Origin of the sequence: Kribbella sp. VKM Ac-2566, assembly GCF_004366005.1 — a bacterium.
Classification (GTDB): Bacteria; Actinomycetota; Actinomycetes; order Propionibacteriales; family Kribbellaceae; genus Kribbella; species Kribbella pratensis.
The window spans coordinates 470,502-484,646 of sequence record NZ_SODT01000011.1 but is presented as its reverse complement, the minus strand read 5'-3'; the positions used below and the strand labels follow the sequence as shown (position 1 = coordinate 484,646).

General features: G+C 69.1%; 18 protein-coding genes. 6 read left to right on the top strand and 12 right to left on the bottom strand.

The window, feature by feature from the left end; genetic code table 11:
- Nucleotides 1-7: 7 nt before the first annotated feature.
- Together EV647_RS25105 and EV647_RS25100 are read left to right on the top strand one after the other, a co-directional pair.
- Entirely contained in the window at nt 8-1,153 is a 1,146-nt protein-coding gene (locus tag EV647_RS25105; RefSeq protein WP_134006888.1) for an Mrp/NBP35 family ATP-binding protein, read from the top strand.
- Between the two features lie 14 nt (nt 1,154-1,167).
- Nucleotides 1,168-1,713 carry a GNAT family N-acetyltransferase gene (locus EV647_RS25100; protein WP_238177378.1) on the top strand — a complete coding sequence of 182 codons (546 nt, stop codon included), beginning with the start codon at nt 1,168-1,170 and terminating at the stop codon, nt 1,711-1,713.
- Here the strand turns inward: EV647_RS25100 and EV647_RS25095 are convergent.
- A complete protein-coding gene (locus tag EV647_RS25095; RefSeq protein WP_134006885.1) occupies nt 1,696-2,277 on the bottom strand; it encodes a TetR/AcrR family transcriptional regulator in 582 nt (193 codons plus the stop codon). The genes EV647_RS25100 and EV647_RS25095 overlap by 18 nt on opposite strands.
- 90 nt (nt 2,278-2,367) lie before the next feature.
- On the opposite strand from EV647_RS25095, the gene EV647_RS25090 reads away from it, so the two are divergent.
- On the top strand, nt 2,368-2,787 hold the full coding sequence (locus tag EV647_RS25090; protein ID WP_134006883.1) for a hypothetical protein: 420 nt from the start codon (nt 2,368-2,370) through the stop codon (nt 2,785-2,787).
- A gap of 1 nt (nt 2,788) precedes the next feature.
- Here EV647_RS25090 and EV647_RS25085 read toward each other — a convergent pair whose 3' ends face one another.
- The 7 genes from EV647_RS25085 to EV647_RS25055 form a co-directional block, all read right to left on the bottom strand.
- Complete coding sequence (locus tag EV647_RS25085) at nt 2,789-3,124, bottom strand: sec-independent translocase (RefSeq protein WP_130384017.1); 336 nt, start codon at nt 3,122-3,124, stop codon at nt 2,789-2,791.
- A gap of 65 nt (nt 3,125-3,189) precedes the next feature.
- Nucleotides 3,190-4,650: a S1C family serine protease gene (locus EV647_RS25080; RefSeq protein ID WP_134006881.1), complete on the bottom strand. Its 1,461-nt coding sequence runs from the start codon at nt 4,648-4,650 to the stop codon at nt 3,190-3,192.
- A gap of 74 nt (nt 4,651-4,724) precedes the next feature.
- Nucleotides 4,725-5,801: a sigma-E factor regulatory protein RseB domain-containing protein gene (locus EV647_RS25075; RefSeq protein ID WP_134006879.1), complete on the bottom strand. Its 1,077-nt coding sequence runs from the start codon at nt 5,799-5,801 to the stop codon at nt 4,725-4,727.
- A gap of 3 nt (nt 5,802-5,804) precedes the next feature.
- A complete protein-coding gene (locus tag EV647_RS25070; RefSeq protein WP_134006877.1) occupies nt 5,805-6,410 on the bottom strand; it encodes an anti-sigma factor in 606 nt (201 codons plus the stop codon).
- Complete coding sequence (sigE, locus tag EV647_RS25065) at nt 6,407-7,078, bottom strand: RNA polymerase sigma factor SigE (protein WP_130384020.1); 672 nt, start codon at nt 7,076-7,078, stop codon at nt 6,407-6,409. Before sigE ends, EV647_RS25070 begins: the two co-directional genes overlap by 4 nt.
- Before the next feature lie 150 nt (nt 7,079-7,228).
- Complete coding sequence (locus EV647_RS25060; RefSeq protein WP_134006875.1) at nt 7,229-7,450, bottom strand: biotin/lipoyl-binding carrier protein; 222 nt, start codon at nt 7,448-7,450, stop codon at nt 7,229-7,231.
- Nucleotides 7,451-7,514: 64 nt separating this feature from the next.
- The gene (locus tag EV647_RS25055) at nt 7,515-8,051 is read right to left on the bottom strand and encodes a CGNR zinc finger domain-containing protein (protein ID WP_134006873.1); all 537 of its coding nucleotides are present in this window, start codon (nt 8,049-8,051) and stop codon (nt 7,515-7,517) included.
- A gap of 71 nt (nt 8,052-8,122) precedes the next feature.
- Here EV647_RS25055 and EV647_RS25050 point away from each other — a divergent pair, with 71 nt between their 5' ends.
- Nucleotides 8,123-9,298, top strand: coding sequence for an MFS transporter (locus EV647_RS25050; protein WP_238177377.1), 1,176 nt, complete (start codon nt 8,123-8,125; stop codon nt 9,296-9,298).
- On the opposite strand, the gene EV647_RS25045 is transcribed toward EV647_RS25050, so the two are convergent.
- Nucleotides 9,285-10,160 carry an SIS domain-containing protein gene (locus EV647_RS25045; RefSeq protein WP_238175558.1) on the bottom strand — a complete coding sequence of 292 codons (876 nt, stop codon included), beginning with the start codon at nt 10,158-10,160 and terminating at the stop codon, nt 9,285-9,287. The two genes, EV647_RS25050 and EV647_RS25045, sit on opposite strands and share 14 nt — an antisense overlap.
- Before the next feature lie 119 nt (nt 10,161-10,279).
- Here EV647_RS25045 and EV647_RS25040 point away from each other — a divergent pair, with 119 nt between their 5' ends.
- On the top strand, nt 10,280-11,062 hold the full coding sequence (locus tag EV647_RS25040; protein WP_130384025.1) for a DeoR/GlpR family DNA-binding transcription regulator: 783 nt from the start codon (nt 10,280-10,282) through the stop codon (nt 11,060-11,062).
- Nucleotides 11,063-11,210: 148 nt separating this feature from the next.
- Complete coding sequence (locus tag EV647_RS25035; RefSeq protein WP_134006867.1) at nt 11,211-11,912, top strand: O-methyltransferase; 702 nt, start codon at nt 11,211-11,213, stop codon at nt 11,910-11,912.
- A gap of 4 nt (nt 11,913-11,916) precedes the next feature.
- Here EV647_RS25035 and EV647_RS25030 read toward each other — a convergent pair whose 3' ends face one another.
- The 3 genes from EV647_RS25030 to EV647_RS25020 are packed head-to-tail and all read right to left on the bottom strand — an operon-like array spanning nt 11,917 to nt 14,143.
- On the bottom strand, nt 11,917-12,639 hold the full coding sequence (locus tag EV647_RS25030) for a S9 family peptidase (protein ID WP_134006865.1): 723 nt from the start codon (nt 12,637-12,639) through the stop codon (nt 11,917-11,919).
- Nucleotides 12,636-13,631: an amidohydrolase family protein gene (locus EV647_RS25025; protein WP_134006863.1), complete on the bottom strand. Its 996-nt coding sequence runs from the start codon at nt 13,629-13,631 to the stop codon at nt 12,636-12,638. Before EV647_RS25025 ends, EV647_RS25030 begins: the two co-directional genes overlap by 4 nt.
- Nucleotides 13,628-14,143 carry a 3-hydroxyanthranilate 3,4-dioxygenase gene (locus tag EV647_RS25020; RefSeq protein WP_134006861.1) on the bottom strand — a complete coding sequence of 172 codons (516 nt, stop codon included), beginning with the start codon at nt 14,141-14,143 and terminating at the stop codon, nt 13,628-13,630. The genes EV647_RS25025 and EV647_RS25020 overlap by 4 nt, the downstream gene beginning before the upstream one ends.
- Between the last annotated feature and the right edge of the window lie 2 nt (nt 14,144-14,145).

Sequence of the window (14,145 nt, the reverse complement as noted above, 5' to 3'; positions counted from 1 at the left end):
TGGGGGCATGGCTCCCACTGCTGATCAGGTGACCACAGCGCTCGGTGGCGTAATGGATCCGGAGATCAAGAAGCCGATCACGGATCTGGGGATGGTCGAGACCGTCGTCGTCCGCGAGGACGGCGTGGTCGCCGTGCGCATCCTGCTGACCGTCGCCGGCTGTCCGATGAAGGACACGCTGCGCCGGGACATCACTGCCGCGGTGAGCAAACTGGACGGTGTCACCGGGGTCGAGATCGACCTGGGTGTGATGTCGGCCGAGCAGCGGGCGGCCCTGCAGACACAGCTGCGCGGTGGCGTGGCCGAGAAGGAGATCCCGTTCTCCCGGCCGGACTCGCTGACCAAGGTGTTCGCGATCGCGTCCGGCAAGGGTGGCGTCGGCAAGTCGTCGGTGACCGTGAACCTGGCGGTGGCGATGGCCCGCCAGGGCCTGTCGGTCGGCGTCCTGGACGCGGACATCTACGGACACTCGGTGCCGGCGATGCTCGGTGTCGCGGACGAGCGGCCGACCGCGGTGGACGACATGATCATGCCGGTGCCCGCGCACGGCGTGAAGGTGATCTCGATCGGCATGCTGAAGCCGAAGCGCGACCAGGTGGTCGCGTGGCGCGGCCCGATCCTCGACCGCGCGCTGGTCCAGATGCTCGCGGACGTGTACTGGGGCGACCTCGACGTACTGCTGCTCGACCTGCCGCCCGGCACCGGTGACATCGCGATCTCCGTCGGCCAGCGGCTGACCAGCGCCGAGGTGATCGTCGTGACGACCCCGCAGGAGGCCGCCGCGGAGGTGGCCGAGCGGGCCGGCACGATGGCGCAGATGGTGCACCAGCGGGTGGCCGGCGTGGTCGAGAACATGTCGTTCCTGCCCTGCCCGCACTGCGGTCCCGAGCACCGCATCGAGATCTTCGGCACCGGCGGCGGTACGCGCGTCGCGGAGACCCTGTCCGCGCGGCTCGGCTACAACATCCCGCTGCTCGGCGAGATCCCGCTCGACGAGCGCCTCCGCGCCGGCGGCGACCTCGGCCAGCCGCTCGTGGCCGCCGATCCCGACACCCCCGCCGCGCAGGTCCTCGACAAGATCGCGTCGACCCTGGGCGGCAAGCCGCGCGGCCTCCTCGGCCGCCAGCTCGGCCTCTCCCCCGCGGGCCGCTGAACGTGGACCATCCCGTGCTGGAGACAGCACGGCTGCGGTTGCGGAAGTGGCGGGAGGACGAGGCACCTCGGATCTCCGCGGCTCGCACCAACCAGGCGACCGCGCATTTCCTGCCGTTCATCCCACAGCCGTTCACCGTGGAGGACGCGCGGTTCTGGCTGAAGGACCTGGCCGAGCAGGCAGCGGCCGGGAAACGGTTCAACTGGTGCGTGGCAGACGCCGCGACCGATCAGGGACTGGGCAACATCACGCTGTTCGGCATCCATGTCCGCGGCGCGGTCCGCGACGCCGAGGTCGGGTACTGGATGCACCCCGAGGCGCAAGGCCGCGGCGTGATGAGCGAAGCGATCCAACGGGTCGCCCAGTGGTACTTCGCTCCGGCGAACGCCGGCGGGTTCGGCGGCCGGCGGATCTTCATCCGTACGGCGGCCTCCAACGCGGCGGCCCGCCGTACCGCGGAGAAGGCCGGCTTCCGGCACGTCGGCACCGAGCGCGCCGCCTTCGAGATCGGCACCCACGTCGACGACAAGGTCACCTACGACCTACTGATCACCGACTGACCAGATCGGGCGCAGCGGGGACAGACCTTCCTCGACGTACTCCGCCACCGGACGCACTCCGCCGTCCAGGTACCACTGCTCCAGCGCCGCGAAGTACCCGAAAACAAGGGCATTCGCGGCCACTCGGGCCTGGGTCTCGGTGAGCTTTCCGCCGGCCATCAGCGGGGCGATGCGCAGGCTGGCGCGGTCCAGCGAGGCGCAGAACGCCGTACGCACCGACGGCTCCTTGAAGAAGTAGCGGATCCGCCGCCACGGGATCGGCTCGCCGCCGCCCGGTGCCGCCTCGTAGTCACGGACGATCCGGATCAACGTGGCGACCGGGTCCTCGCGGTCGAAGAGTTCCTCCAGCGCCTCCTGGCTCATCGTGTCGAACTCGTCGGCGACGATCAGGCCTTCCTTGGTGCCGAAGTAGCGGTACACCGAGGACGGCGACACCTCGGCCGCGGCGGCGATCTCCTCGATCGTCACCGCGCCGAACCCGCGCTCGTCGAACAGGTCGAGCGCGCACTCCTGGATCGTCCGCCGCGCCTTCTCGCGCCAGCGTTCCCGCAGACCGGTAGCCATCCCTCGACCCTAAGAGACAGCCACACGCTTCAGCAAGTCACTGTCTAAATCTCTTGACCATGCCGACACAGCGTTCGTACAGTCACTTGCATGAGACAGTCACTTTCAGAAAAGCGCACAGCGCTGGCCGCGGTCGGACTCTCGGTCCTGCTCGCCGCGATCGCGATCGTCGACCAGGCCGGCAGCCGCAGCCTGTTCGACCACGCCTCATCGGGCTACGCGTCGCACGGCAAGCACGCGTCCGAGGGCGCGCTCTATGGCCTGCTGTACGGCGTTGCCGTCCTGGACGCCCTGCTGTGGTTGCTGGTCGCGGGCCTGGCCCGCTCACACCGCCTGGTCGCAGCGGGGGTTGGCGTACTCGCCGTACTGCTCACGGCCTCGCTAGGCGTGACCCTGCTGGTCGCGTCGGAGTACGGCGTGCACCCGTACCCGCCGCTCTGGGGCGTGCTCGCGCTCCTGCCCGCGGTCGCCGGTGTCGCCGCGACCGCCCTGCTCCTCCGACGGAGGTAGGTCAGGTCGACTCGGGGTCGTACGGCGGTTTGGCGCCGGCTGGGAGGCGTTGCGGGGTGCTGTCGGCGAAGTCGGCGACGGGCTTGTCGTCGTCGTCCATCGGCTCGAGCAGGTGCTTGCGGACGAAGTTCTTCGGGTTCAGGTCCTGCAGCTCGAGGTCGGCGTACTCCGGGCCGAGCTCGTTGCGCAGGTCGTTCTGCGCGTTCGTCACCATCTGACGGACCTGGCGCAGCAGACGTCCCGCCGTACGGGCGAACTCCGGCAGCCGGTCCGGTCCGAAAACGAGTACGGCGACGATCGCGATCACGACCAGTTCGAGTGGCCCGATGCCGAACATGTCCCCACCTCTCCGTACTTCGTTCCGGACTGCGCCCAGCCTATCCCGGCACCGGCTAGCACTCGTCAGCCGATCTGCTGGGCGAGAGTGAGCGTAACCGTTCGGGACCGCCCGCCGCGCTCGTAGGCGAGCCGCACGGCCTCCCCAGGCTGGTGAGTGCGGATAGCGACGATCAGCACCTCGGCGCTGTCCACAGGGTCGCTGTTGATCGAGGTGATCACGTCACCGACCCGCAGACCGGCCCGCGCGGCAGGCGAGCTCGGGCTCACCGCGCTGACCCGGGCGCCGCCCTCGAACATCATGTCCACACTGGCCCCGATCACCGGGTACGACGCCTTGCCGGTGGCGATCAGCTGCTGGGCGGTCCGCCGGGCCTGGTCGATCGGGATCGCGAACCCGAGCCCGATGCTCCCGCTCTGGCCCTCCTCGGAACCGCGAACGGTGGCGATCGCCGAGTTCACGCCGATCACCCGCGCGTTCATGTCAACGAGCGGACCGCCGGAGTTGCCCGGGTTGATCGCGGCGTCGGTCTGCAGCGCGCTGATGTACGACGACGCCTGCCCGGTGTCGTCGCCCGTCGTCACCGGGCGGTTCTTCGCCGAGATGATGCCCGAGGTGACCGTGCCGGCCAGTCCGAGCGGCGAGCCGATCGCGACCACGTCCTGCCCGACGACCGCCTGGTCCGACCGGCCGAACTGTACCGACGGCGCAGTCAGGCCGGACACCTGCACGACGGCCAGGTCGTACGCCGGGGAGCGGCCGACGAGCCGTGCGGTCGCGGTCTTGTTGTCGTTCGTGACGACCTGGATCGAGCCGCCCTTGGCCGCGGCCGCGACAACGTGGTTGTTGGTCAGGATGTGCCCGGCATTGTCGATCACGAAGCCGGAACCGGTGGCGTCGGAGTTGTCCGAGCCTTCGACCTTCAACTGCACCACGCTCGGCAGCAGGGTCGCGGCGACCGCGGACACCGAGCCGGTGCGGATCTTCGGGTCGGTGCCGGTGCCGACCGGCGGCTCGGGCTGCTGTGCAATCGGGGTGTTGTTGCCGCTGAGCGCGACGACGGCCGTGGCCGCACCGGCGCCGGCGAGGACACCGATGACCAGCGCGACCAGAGCGGCGATGGTGACGACCCGGTTGACCTTCTGCGGCTCCGACGTGTACGAGCGGGCCTGCTGCTGATGCCAGTCCACCGGTGGCGGCGGCACGTAGGCAGGCCGGTACTGCGGCTGCTCGGTCGGCCAGGCCTGTCCCTGGTACACCGGGCGGAACGTCTGCTGCTGCGGCTCAGGACGCCCGAAGCTGCGCTGCGAGGTGGAGCGGCCACCGTTCGTCTGCCGGTACGCCGCGTCCGAGCCGGGTGTCCGCAGCGGCATCGCGCCCGATCCGGGCGCCGGCGGGGTCAACGCAGTCAGCGGCGGGCCTGCCGCAGACCCGTTCCCGTTGGGCTCGCCCGCGGTGGGCAGGCTCGCGGTCGGTTCCGTGGTCGCCGGATTCGGAACTGTCGGCTCGGCGTCGTCGCTGGTCACGGTGCCCGCCTCACGTCGTCGTCGTGGTCATCGGTGGAGCCTCCGGAGGTAACCGGGAGGACGTCCACCTTCGATTATCCCAGCTTCGGCGAGAGTGCACCCATCGGAGTGAGCCAGGTCGCGATTTTGGCCAGCCCGGTTCCCAGTCGCTGGATCGCGCTCAGCTCGGCCGGCAGCTCGTGCGGGAAGGATCTGACCACCTGTCCGAGCTGGTCGGGAGGCAGGTCCCCGATCAGCGTGTAGACGATTCCGCCGGACGACCAGACGACGTACGACGGCATGCCGTACCGCAGGTACACACCAGGACTGTCGGTGCTGCTGAAGCCCTCGACCGCGGCCGGATCCAGTGTGCCGCGCTGCTCGAACAGGGAGACGTTGAACAGCCCGTCGGAGTACGAGAACTGCAGAGAGCCGTTGCTGGTGTCCTGGTGGACGTCGTACAGCTTGAGCGACGCAGGCAGCTCCGGCGCGCAGACCCAGCCCTCGGAACGCAGGTTGTCGACCTTGCCCATGCCGAGCGCTTCGACACCGCTGGGGACCGTCGGTGGCAGATGGCCGAGGAACTCGGAGCCCTCGATCTCCAGCTCGGTGAACACGGTGGCGCGCACCATCGTCTTGCCGTCCGCACTGAACAGCTGACGCTGGAGCAGCAGTCCGGTCGCCTTGTCGATCCAGAACTTGGCCGCCAGCGTCTGGTCGTCCCGCAGCGCCTCCACAAGCACAGCGGTCCGGCCGATCAGGTCGGTGCAGCACTTGTCGACCAGCTGGTACGTCGCCTGCAGCAACGCCAGCGGTCCACCGTCGATGGCGGCGTCCGTGGTGGTGGCGCGCTGTACGAACGCCTTGGCCCCCGGTGCGGATGAGCCGAGCACACTGATCTCGGAGCCCTGTGACGCCGCGTGCACGATGTCCAGCATCGCCGAGCTGGAGCCCTGCGGTCCCCAGGCAGTGATGATCTGCGTGCCGTGGTACGAGATCTGGTTCGGCGCGACAGCCGCCCTCTGCAACCATCTGACCGCCGTCGGCGAGTCGGCCTTCGAGAGCGCCGGTAACAGGGCCGGTAACAGGGCCGGGACCGCGGCGGCGGACGTGGGCAGGCCGAAGCCGATCAGGGCGGTGCTGACCAGGACGGCGAGCCGGGAGAGGCTCACCGGTCAGCGTCCTGTCAGGGCCACCGGGCGCAGTGTCGGGCTGTTCAGCCCGGCGTACCCCGCACCGTTGTAGGAGTTCAGCAGCGCGACCGGGTCAGCGAACGGTGCTCCGCCGCTGGTGCTCGCGTGGTCGGACGAGAAGCTCGCCACCGGCGGCTGCAGCGTCGGAGGCTGCTCCGAGCGGGACGGGTCGCCGACGACGAACGCCGTACCGAGCAGGGAGGCGACTGCGGCAGCTGAGCCGGCTGCGCCCAGGACGCCGCTGCGACGGCGGGAGCGAGTGCCGCGGGCGGGTCCCGGTCGGGTGCCACCTGTGCGGCCGGCCGGGAACGCGGACCGCTGCGGGAACAGGTTGACCGGCGTGACCACCGGGCGGACCTCTTCCCGTGGCTCGGTCGAGAACGACGAGACGCCCATCAGGCGCTGCATCAGGTCGGTCGACGGATCCGGCGACTCCAGCGCGGCGATCCGCGCCTTCAGCCGCCGCTGCGCGTCCACCTCGGACCGGCAGGTGTCGCAGCCGACCAGGTGGCTCAGGACCTTGTCACGGGAGTCGTGGTCGAGCTGGCCGTCGACCACGGCACTCAGCTTGTCCAGCGGGTGCGTCATGCGAGGTCACCTCCGTCGCCGAAGAGGCCGCCGTCGACCGGCGGACCGCCGACCCGGGTCTGGCCGGACCGCGGGGCCCGGTGCTCCAGGTGCTTACGCAGCATCGACCGGCCGCGGTGGATGCGGCTGCGGACGGTGCCGAGCTTCACGTCCAGGACGTCCGCGATCTCGTCGTACGTCATGCCCTCGATGTCGCACAGCACCACGGCCGCACGGAAGTCCTCGGGCAGCGCGTCGAGCGCGTCCTGCACGTCGTGGTCGAACAGGTCGGAGTCGAGCTTCTCGGCCGGGCCCTCGCCCTTGGCCGGGAGCCGGTCGTGCGCGTCCTCGGGCAGGCCGTCGAAGCGGATCCGCTGCTTGCGGCGGGCACCGTCCAGGAACAGGTTCGTGGTGATCCGGTACAGCCAGCCCTCGAACGTCCCCGGCGTGTACGACGACAGCGAGCGGAACACCCGGACGAACACTTCCTGGGTGAGGTCCTCGGCGTCGTGCTTGTTACCGGTCAGCCGGTACGCCAGGCGGTAGACCCGGGCGGAGTGTGTGCGGACGATCTCGTCCCACGACGGCAGTGCGTCCGGCACCTGCTGGGGTGCGGGGACCGTCGACGTGTCGAACGGCTTCACCGCGACGCCTCCCTGGGTCCTCTCGGCAATGAGCGTGAAGGCCATGGTGCCGCGGTCACCGTCCTCTGCGCACGTCGGGAGAACCCGGGTTCGACCCTGAGTTCCTGGTACGACGGCTCAACGCGGCGCTCCGGCCGGAAGTTCCCGGCCGGTGCCTTCACTACACAAGACGCCTCGGAGGCCATTTCGGTTGAGTCAGTGCTCCTCGATGACAGCGATCGGGTCGCCGTCGCGGACGACCTCGCCCTCGACGACCTTCAGTTCGGTGATGGTGCCGGCCACCTCGGCCAGCACCGGGATCTCCATCTTCATCGACTCCAGGATGACAAGCGTGTCGTCCGGGCCCACCGTGTCCCCGGCCTTGGCGGTGACCTTCAGCACGTTGGCCACCAGCTCGGCCAGCACGGTGTGACTCAACTCGCACTCCTCCCACTCCCGGAATCCCCGCTCCCGATCCTAGGCGTGACAGACCAGGGCCCAACTACTGGGCGTGCTGCCGGGCCCGGTACGACGCGACGCGCGTCCGGCTCGAGCACCGCGGCGTACAGAACCTCCGCGGCCGCTTCTCCGCCGCATTGGCGAACACCCGCTCGCAGTCCACCGCCGCACAGACCCCGAGCGCCTCGAACCCGTGACCGGCCGCGAACGTCGCCAGCCCGAGCGCAGTCGTCGCCGCCAGCCACTCGGCCCACGTGGCTCCGGGCTTCGCCACATGCAGGTGCCACGGCGACCCGTCGTGGTCGGACAGATACGGGCGTACGGCGTACTCCTCCAGCAGCTCGTTGAGCTTCAGGGCCGCTGTGCGTGGGTCGGCGTGGAAAACCTCGCGGACGTGCTCCCGGACGCCCCGGACCGCGACCAGGTCGTCCTCGTCCAGCGTGATCGGGTCGGCCTCACCATGCTCGAGCAGGAACGCGCGTACGTCGGCCGGCGTCGTCAACTGCTCCGGCTCGCGGGTGCGCGTGTTGACCAGGTCGACCGCGAGCCGCACCTGCCGGTCCGGCGTCTGAATATCCACTGGACTCCCTCCGTAACGCCTTTATGATAGTAACGCGTAACTGCCTGATTTGCGTTACAGGAGGTTCGGGCGTGGCGAGCTACTACTTGGCGGCGACGCTGGCCAGGCTTGCCGATGAGATGGTCGCGTTCACGCTGGTGCTGCTGGTGCTGGAGCGGACAGACAGTCCGGGACTGGCAGGGATCACCGGAGCCGCCTATGCGCTCCCGGCGGTCGCCACCGGGCCTCTGCTCGGTGCATGGCTGGACAGGACGCCTTACCGGCGGACCGCGCTCGCACTCAACCAGGCCGTGCTCGGCGTGGTCATGCTCAGCCTGCTGGCCGTAGTCGGCCACAGCGCGCATTGGATCACGCCGGCGCTCGCAGCAGTCGCCGGTGCAACGCTGCCTATGGTGAGCGGCGGGTTCACCAGCATGCTGCCGAGCCTGGTCCCATCAGAGCGACTGGCCCGCGCCAACTCCTTCGAGGCTGCGAGCTTCGGTGCCGCGACCATCACCGGGCCTGCGACCGCCGCCACGATCGCAGCCACCCTGTCGGTCGAGGTCGTTGTTGTAGTCATCGCCGTGGCCGCAACACTCAGTGTCTGCGCCATCAGCCGCCTGCCCGCCCTGCCGCCGTTACAGACCGCTGGACAGCCATTCTTGCCTGCCGTTCTGGCCGGTATGACTCACCTGGTCCGCACACCACGGCTGCGAGCCTCGACCGTGACCACGACCCTGCTGATGGGGGCCACCGGCATCCTGCTGATCGCCCTGCCACTGCACATGGCTTCACTCGGAATGCCCAGGTCAGCGGCCGGCTACCTGTGGACAGCCATCGAGCTCGGCAGTGTCACCACCGCGCTCCTGCTGACTCGTCTCCAAGCGCGGTGGCGCCCTGAGCAGGTCGTCATCGTGTCGGTTGCGGCCTACGGCGTCACCCTGGCCACCTGGCCCGTGGCCACTAGCTTCGCCGTCCTCGTGCTGGTGGCCTTTGTCAGCGGCCTCCTGGAAGGCCCCACTCTCCCTGCCATGTTCGCCGCCCGCCAGCAGTACAGCCCGGAGTCCCTGCAAGGCCGAGTCAGCACCACCGCCGCCAGTCTCCGGGTCGGCGCCGCCGCGATCGGCCAAGCCACCGGCGGCCTCCTCGTCCCGGCTGTCGGCACCCGCAGCGCCCTGATGATCGTGGCCCTCGCCCTACTCGCGGCCGCCGCCCTCGGCCGCGTCGCAACCGTCTCGAGAGAGGCTGCTGCGGTCAGTCGAGGATGACCGAGCGGGAGAGGCTGCGCGGCTGGTCGGGGTTGAGGCCGAGAGCCAGGGACTTGGCCACCGCTACCCGCTGAGCGACGACGAGGGACGCCATGGGGTCGAGGTCGGCGTGGTGGACGATGGTCGCGCCGGTGGCCTTGACGTCGTCCAGCAGGCCTGCCGGCGGCTCACCGAAGACCCAGACGCCGCGGCCGGGCTGCGCGATCGCGATCGGGCCGTGCCGGTAGTCCATCGCCGGGTACGCCTCGGTCCACGCCGACGCGGCCTCACGCTGCTTGAGCGCGGCCTCGTGCGCCAGGCCGACGTTCCAGCGCGTTCCGACGTATGTGACCTGCTCGAGCTTGGCCAGGTCGTCGACGTCGATGGTCAGTGCGGTCTGAGCGTCCGCAGCGGCCTTGGACAGGTCCTCACCGAGCGACGCGCGCAGCAGCGCCAGTGTGGTGGTCGCGAACCGGGTCTGCACCACGGACTGCTCGTCGGCGAAGTCGAGCAGGATGGTCCGGTCGGCCAGCTCGACGATCGGCGAGTCCGGCGTCGCGGTGATCGCCACGGTCGGTACGTCGGTGGCGCGGATCAGGTCGAGCACCTCGGTCGTCGTACCGGAGCGGCTGATCACCACGATCGCGTCGTACGACCGGCCGGCCGGGAACTCGGATCCGGCGAACGCGTCGGTCTCACCCTGGCCGAGGTCCTCGCGCAGCGCGGCGTACGCCATCGCCATGAACCAGGAGGTGCCGCAGCCGACCGCGGCGACCCGCTGACCGGCCTGCGGAAGTGCCCTGAACTGTGCACTGTCGGATTGCGCGAAACCGTCCGAGACCTGCCGCCAAAGGTCCGGCTGAGTGGCGATCTCAGTGCTCACAAATGGCTGCTGCGTCATGTCGTCTCCGCACTTGTCATGGTCGAAACTGCTCGAACGTGATCGAATGGTGCCAACCAGCCGCCACCGGGCTGACCGATTGTGTGAAGGAGGAGCCCCGGGTGAAGCGTTATGAACGCCTCAACACCTTGCTCGAGTCGCTCGCCGAAAAAGGCGCCATCGACGTCGACGAGCTCGCCGAGCAGTTGCACGTGTCCGCAGCCACGATCAGGCGTGATTTGGACCATCTCGGCAAGCAGCAGCTCCTCACCCGGACCCGCGGCGGCGCGGTGGCCAACGCGGTGTCGTACGACCTGCCGCTGCGCTACAAGACTGCGCGTTTCGCGTCCGAGAAGCAGCGGATCGCGCAAGCGGCGGCCACGCTGGTGCGTCGCGGCATGGTGATCGGGATGAACGGCGGGACCACGATCTCCGAGGTGGCGCGGACGCTGGCGACCCGGCCGGAGCTGTCGGCGGAGCACGGCGAGCCGGCGTTCACGCTTGTCACCAATGCACTGAACATCGCCAACGAGCTGATCGTCCGGCCGCACGTGAAGATGGTGCTGACCGGTGGTGTGGCGCGGCCGCAGTCCTACGAGATGATCGGCCCGCTGTCGCACCGGATCCTGTCCGACCTGTCGCTGGACATCGCGTTCATCGGCGTCGACGGGATCGACGAGACAGGCGCGACGGCTCATCACGAGGGCGAGGCGAACATCAACCAGCTGATCGTCAGCCGGGCCGCGAAGGTGGTCGTGGTGGCCGACTCCTCCAAGCTGGGGCAGCGGGCCTTCGCCCGGATCTGCGAGCTGAGCGAGATCGACACGCTCGTCACCGACGCCCAGGCCGACGAGTCGCAACTTGCCGTCTTCAAAGAAGCCGGCATCGACGTCATCCGCGCCTGACCTCATTCCACACCTCCCTCGACAGGTGAGCCACGTCTCCAAGAGACGATCATATCTGATCATCGCAAGGTCGTTATGAGCAAGAGTGCGCAACCTCCGCGCGTGCATCACGGAAAGCGGACCTCCAGCCGCTAGGCTCTGACTCAGCATGGGTACCGCAGCCGCAGACCGTTCCGCCGACTACTCCGCCGACCACTGGGAGGACGCCATCGCCACCGGCATCGACCCGACGTCCTGGGCGTACGCCGAGGACTACACCGGTGAGGACGAGGTCGTCACCGGTGCGCGGGCGAGCGCTGCGGACAGCGGTGTCGCCCCGATCGGCCCCGGCGCGGCCGCCGCGCTGAGCCTGCTCGCCGCGGGCGTGGGCGCGAAGGCGGTCGTCGAGATCGGCACCGGGACCGGCGTCTCCGGGCTGGCGCTGCTGCGCGGCATGCGCGCCGACGGCACGCTCACCACGGTCGACATCGACGCGGAGAACCAGCGGCTCGCGCGCAAGACGTTCCTGGACGCGGGCGTCGCGTCGAACCGGTTCCGCCTGATCGCCGGCGCCGGGCTGGACGTGGTCACCCGGCTCACCGACGGTCACTACGACCTGGTCTTCTGCGACGCGGACCGCCGCGAGAACACGGCGTACCTGCACGAGGCGCTGCGCCTGCTCCGCCCCGGCGGCATCGTCGCCTTCGCCGGCATCCTCACCGGCGGCCGAGTAGCCGACCCCGCCCGCCGAGACCCCGACACCATGGCCCTCCGAGACCTGATCCGCGCCGTCCGGGACGACGACAACCTGGTTTCAGCCCTCCTTCCCACCTCCGACGGCCTCCTCACCGCCGCCAAACGCCTGAAGTAGCCCGCTAGCTCGTGAGGCGGGTTAGTTCGGTGGTTACCTCGTGCCAAGGGTCGGACTGGGGGTCTATCAGTTCGTAGTGGCCGCAGTGGTTGACGCGGTGGAAGTGGGCGGTGGGGTGAGCGCTGAAGTAGGACTCGGTGATGGTGATGGGGACGACGGTGTCGTTGACGCCGTGGATGAGGGTCACCGGGGCTATGGATGCCGGGAGGTGGACCGGGTCCAGGTCGTTGCGGACGCCGCCGCCGATGAAGGCCTGTACGGCGCCCTTGTCGAGACCCTCGCGGTCCGCCATCAAGAGGTCGGCTACAGGCGCCAGAGCGACCACAGCGCGCAGGCGGACCGGGTTGAGCGTGGACGCGGCCCACAGCGCCAGTTGACCGCCGGCGGAGTGCCCCATCAACAGATAGCCCGCGTGGACGTCCACCAGGTCAGGTAGCGCGTCCAGCGCCGTACGGATGTCAGTAGTAGTGACATCGGGGTTGCCGGGCTCCCGGCGGTACTCCAGCGACAGGACCGGCCAGCCGAGGTCGGACAGCGCTGCGCCGAGGGAGCGGGCGTGCACCCGGTCGTACTGCGGTCGCCAGAACCCACCGTGTACGAAGACGATCAGCGGCCGGTACTCCTTGGCGCGCCAGTAGTCGATCACCTGCTCCGCATGCTCGCCGTACCGCAGTTCCTCGTCCGGCTCAGGCGCCGCACGCGACAGTACCGATCGGTCCTCGCTCATTCCGACCTCCCGAGATAGCGCAGGGCGTTCGACGTGAGCAGTTTGTGTTGCTGCTCCGCGGTCAGGAAGCCGGCCTTCCGCACCACCTCCCCGACCGGCCGCTCACCCAGTGGATAGGGATAGTCACTGCCGACCAGAACGCGGTCTTCCCCCAAGGTATCGACAAGTAGCCGCAAAGGCGCTGATTCGAACACGACCGTGTCGACCAGGATCCGGTCCAGGTACGCCGACGGTGGGTGCTCGGAGCAACCACGGACGATGTCCCCGCGCCGATGCCACGCGTTCTCCAGCCGCCCGAGCCAGAACGCGAAACTCCCGCCTCCGTGGGCGAAACAGATCCTCAAGGCAGGCGGCAACCGGTCGAACGCCCCGCCCAGGATCATCGCCAGCAACGACAGATGCGTCTCGGCCGGCATCCCGGTCAGCCAGCGCGCCATCCACCGATCCAGCCGCGGCCCGCCCGGCATGTCCCACGGATGCACCAGCACCGGCGTACCGGTCTCCGCGCAGTGGTTGAGGAAAGCAACGATCCCGGCGTCGTCGAGGTCCTTGTCGCCCACGTGGTTGCCGATCTCGACGCCGGCATGTCCGGCCGCCCGGCAACGGTCCAGTTCGGCACAGGCCAGGTCCGGATCCTGCAACGGCACCTGGCAGAACGGCACGAACCGGTCGTCACCGGCCAGCGTCTCCAAGGTGAGGTCGTTGAAGATCTCCGCCAGCTTGACGGCCTGCGCGGCCGGGCGTTCGTACCCGAAGAACACCGGGGTCGGCGACACCACCTGGAGGTCGATGCCGTCGGCATCCATATCGGCACGCCGTACGGCGGGATCCCAGGCCTGCGGCCCGACCGGGCGGAACTCCGACGAGCTGATCATGATCATGGCGGCCCGTTCGGAGTCGATCCGCAACCACGGCCAGCCGTCGCCGCCGCACGCCACCGAGAGATCCGGCCACCCGTGCGGGACCAGATGAGTGTGGACGTCTACGGTCATTTACCCGGGTGCAGCGTGCCGCACTCCGGGCAGGTGCGTGCGTCCTCGCTCTCGTAGAAGGCTTTGAAGACCGGAGGGAGGTCCGCGACGATGTCGGTCACCTGGAGCTCGACCTCGTGGACGATCGCGTTGCAGTTGGCGCAGTACCAGCGGAACTTCTCCAGTACGCCGGGTTCCCGGACCCGCTCGATCACCAGGCCGATCGAGTTCGGGCCGCGCTGCGGGGAGTGCGGCATGTTCCGGGGCAGCACCCACATCTCACCGGCGTTGACCGCAACCGTGGCCGGGCCGTCGTCGGTCATGACGTTGACCTTGAGCTCACCGGAGATCTGGTAGAAGAACTCCTCGTACGGGTCGACGTGGAAGTCGGTGCGCTGGTTCGGGCCGCCGACCACCATCGTGATGAAGTCGTCCCCGGTCGGGAACATCTGCTTGTTGCCGACCGGCGGCTTCAGCAGGTGCTTGTTCTCCTCGATCCATTGCGGAAAGTTCGTCGACTCCAAGTTCGTCATAC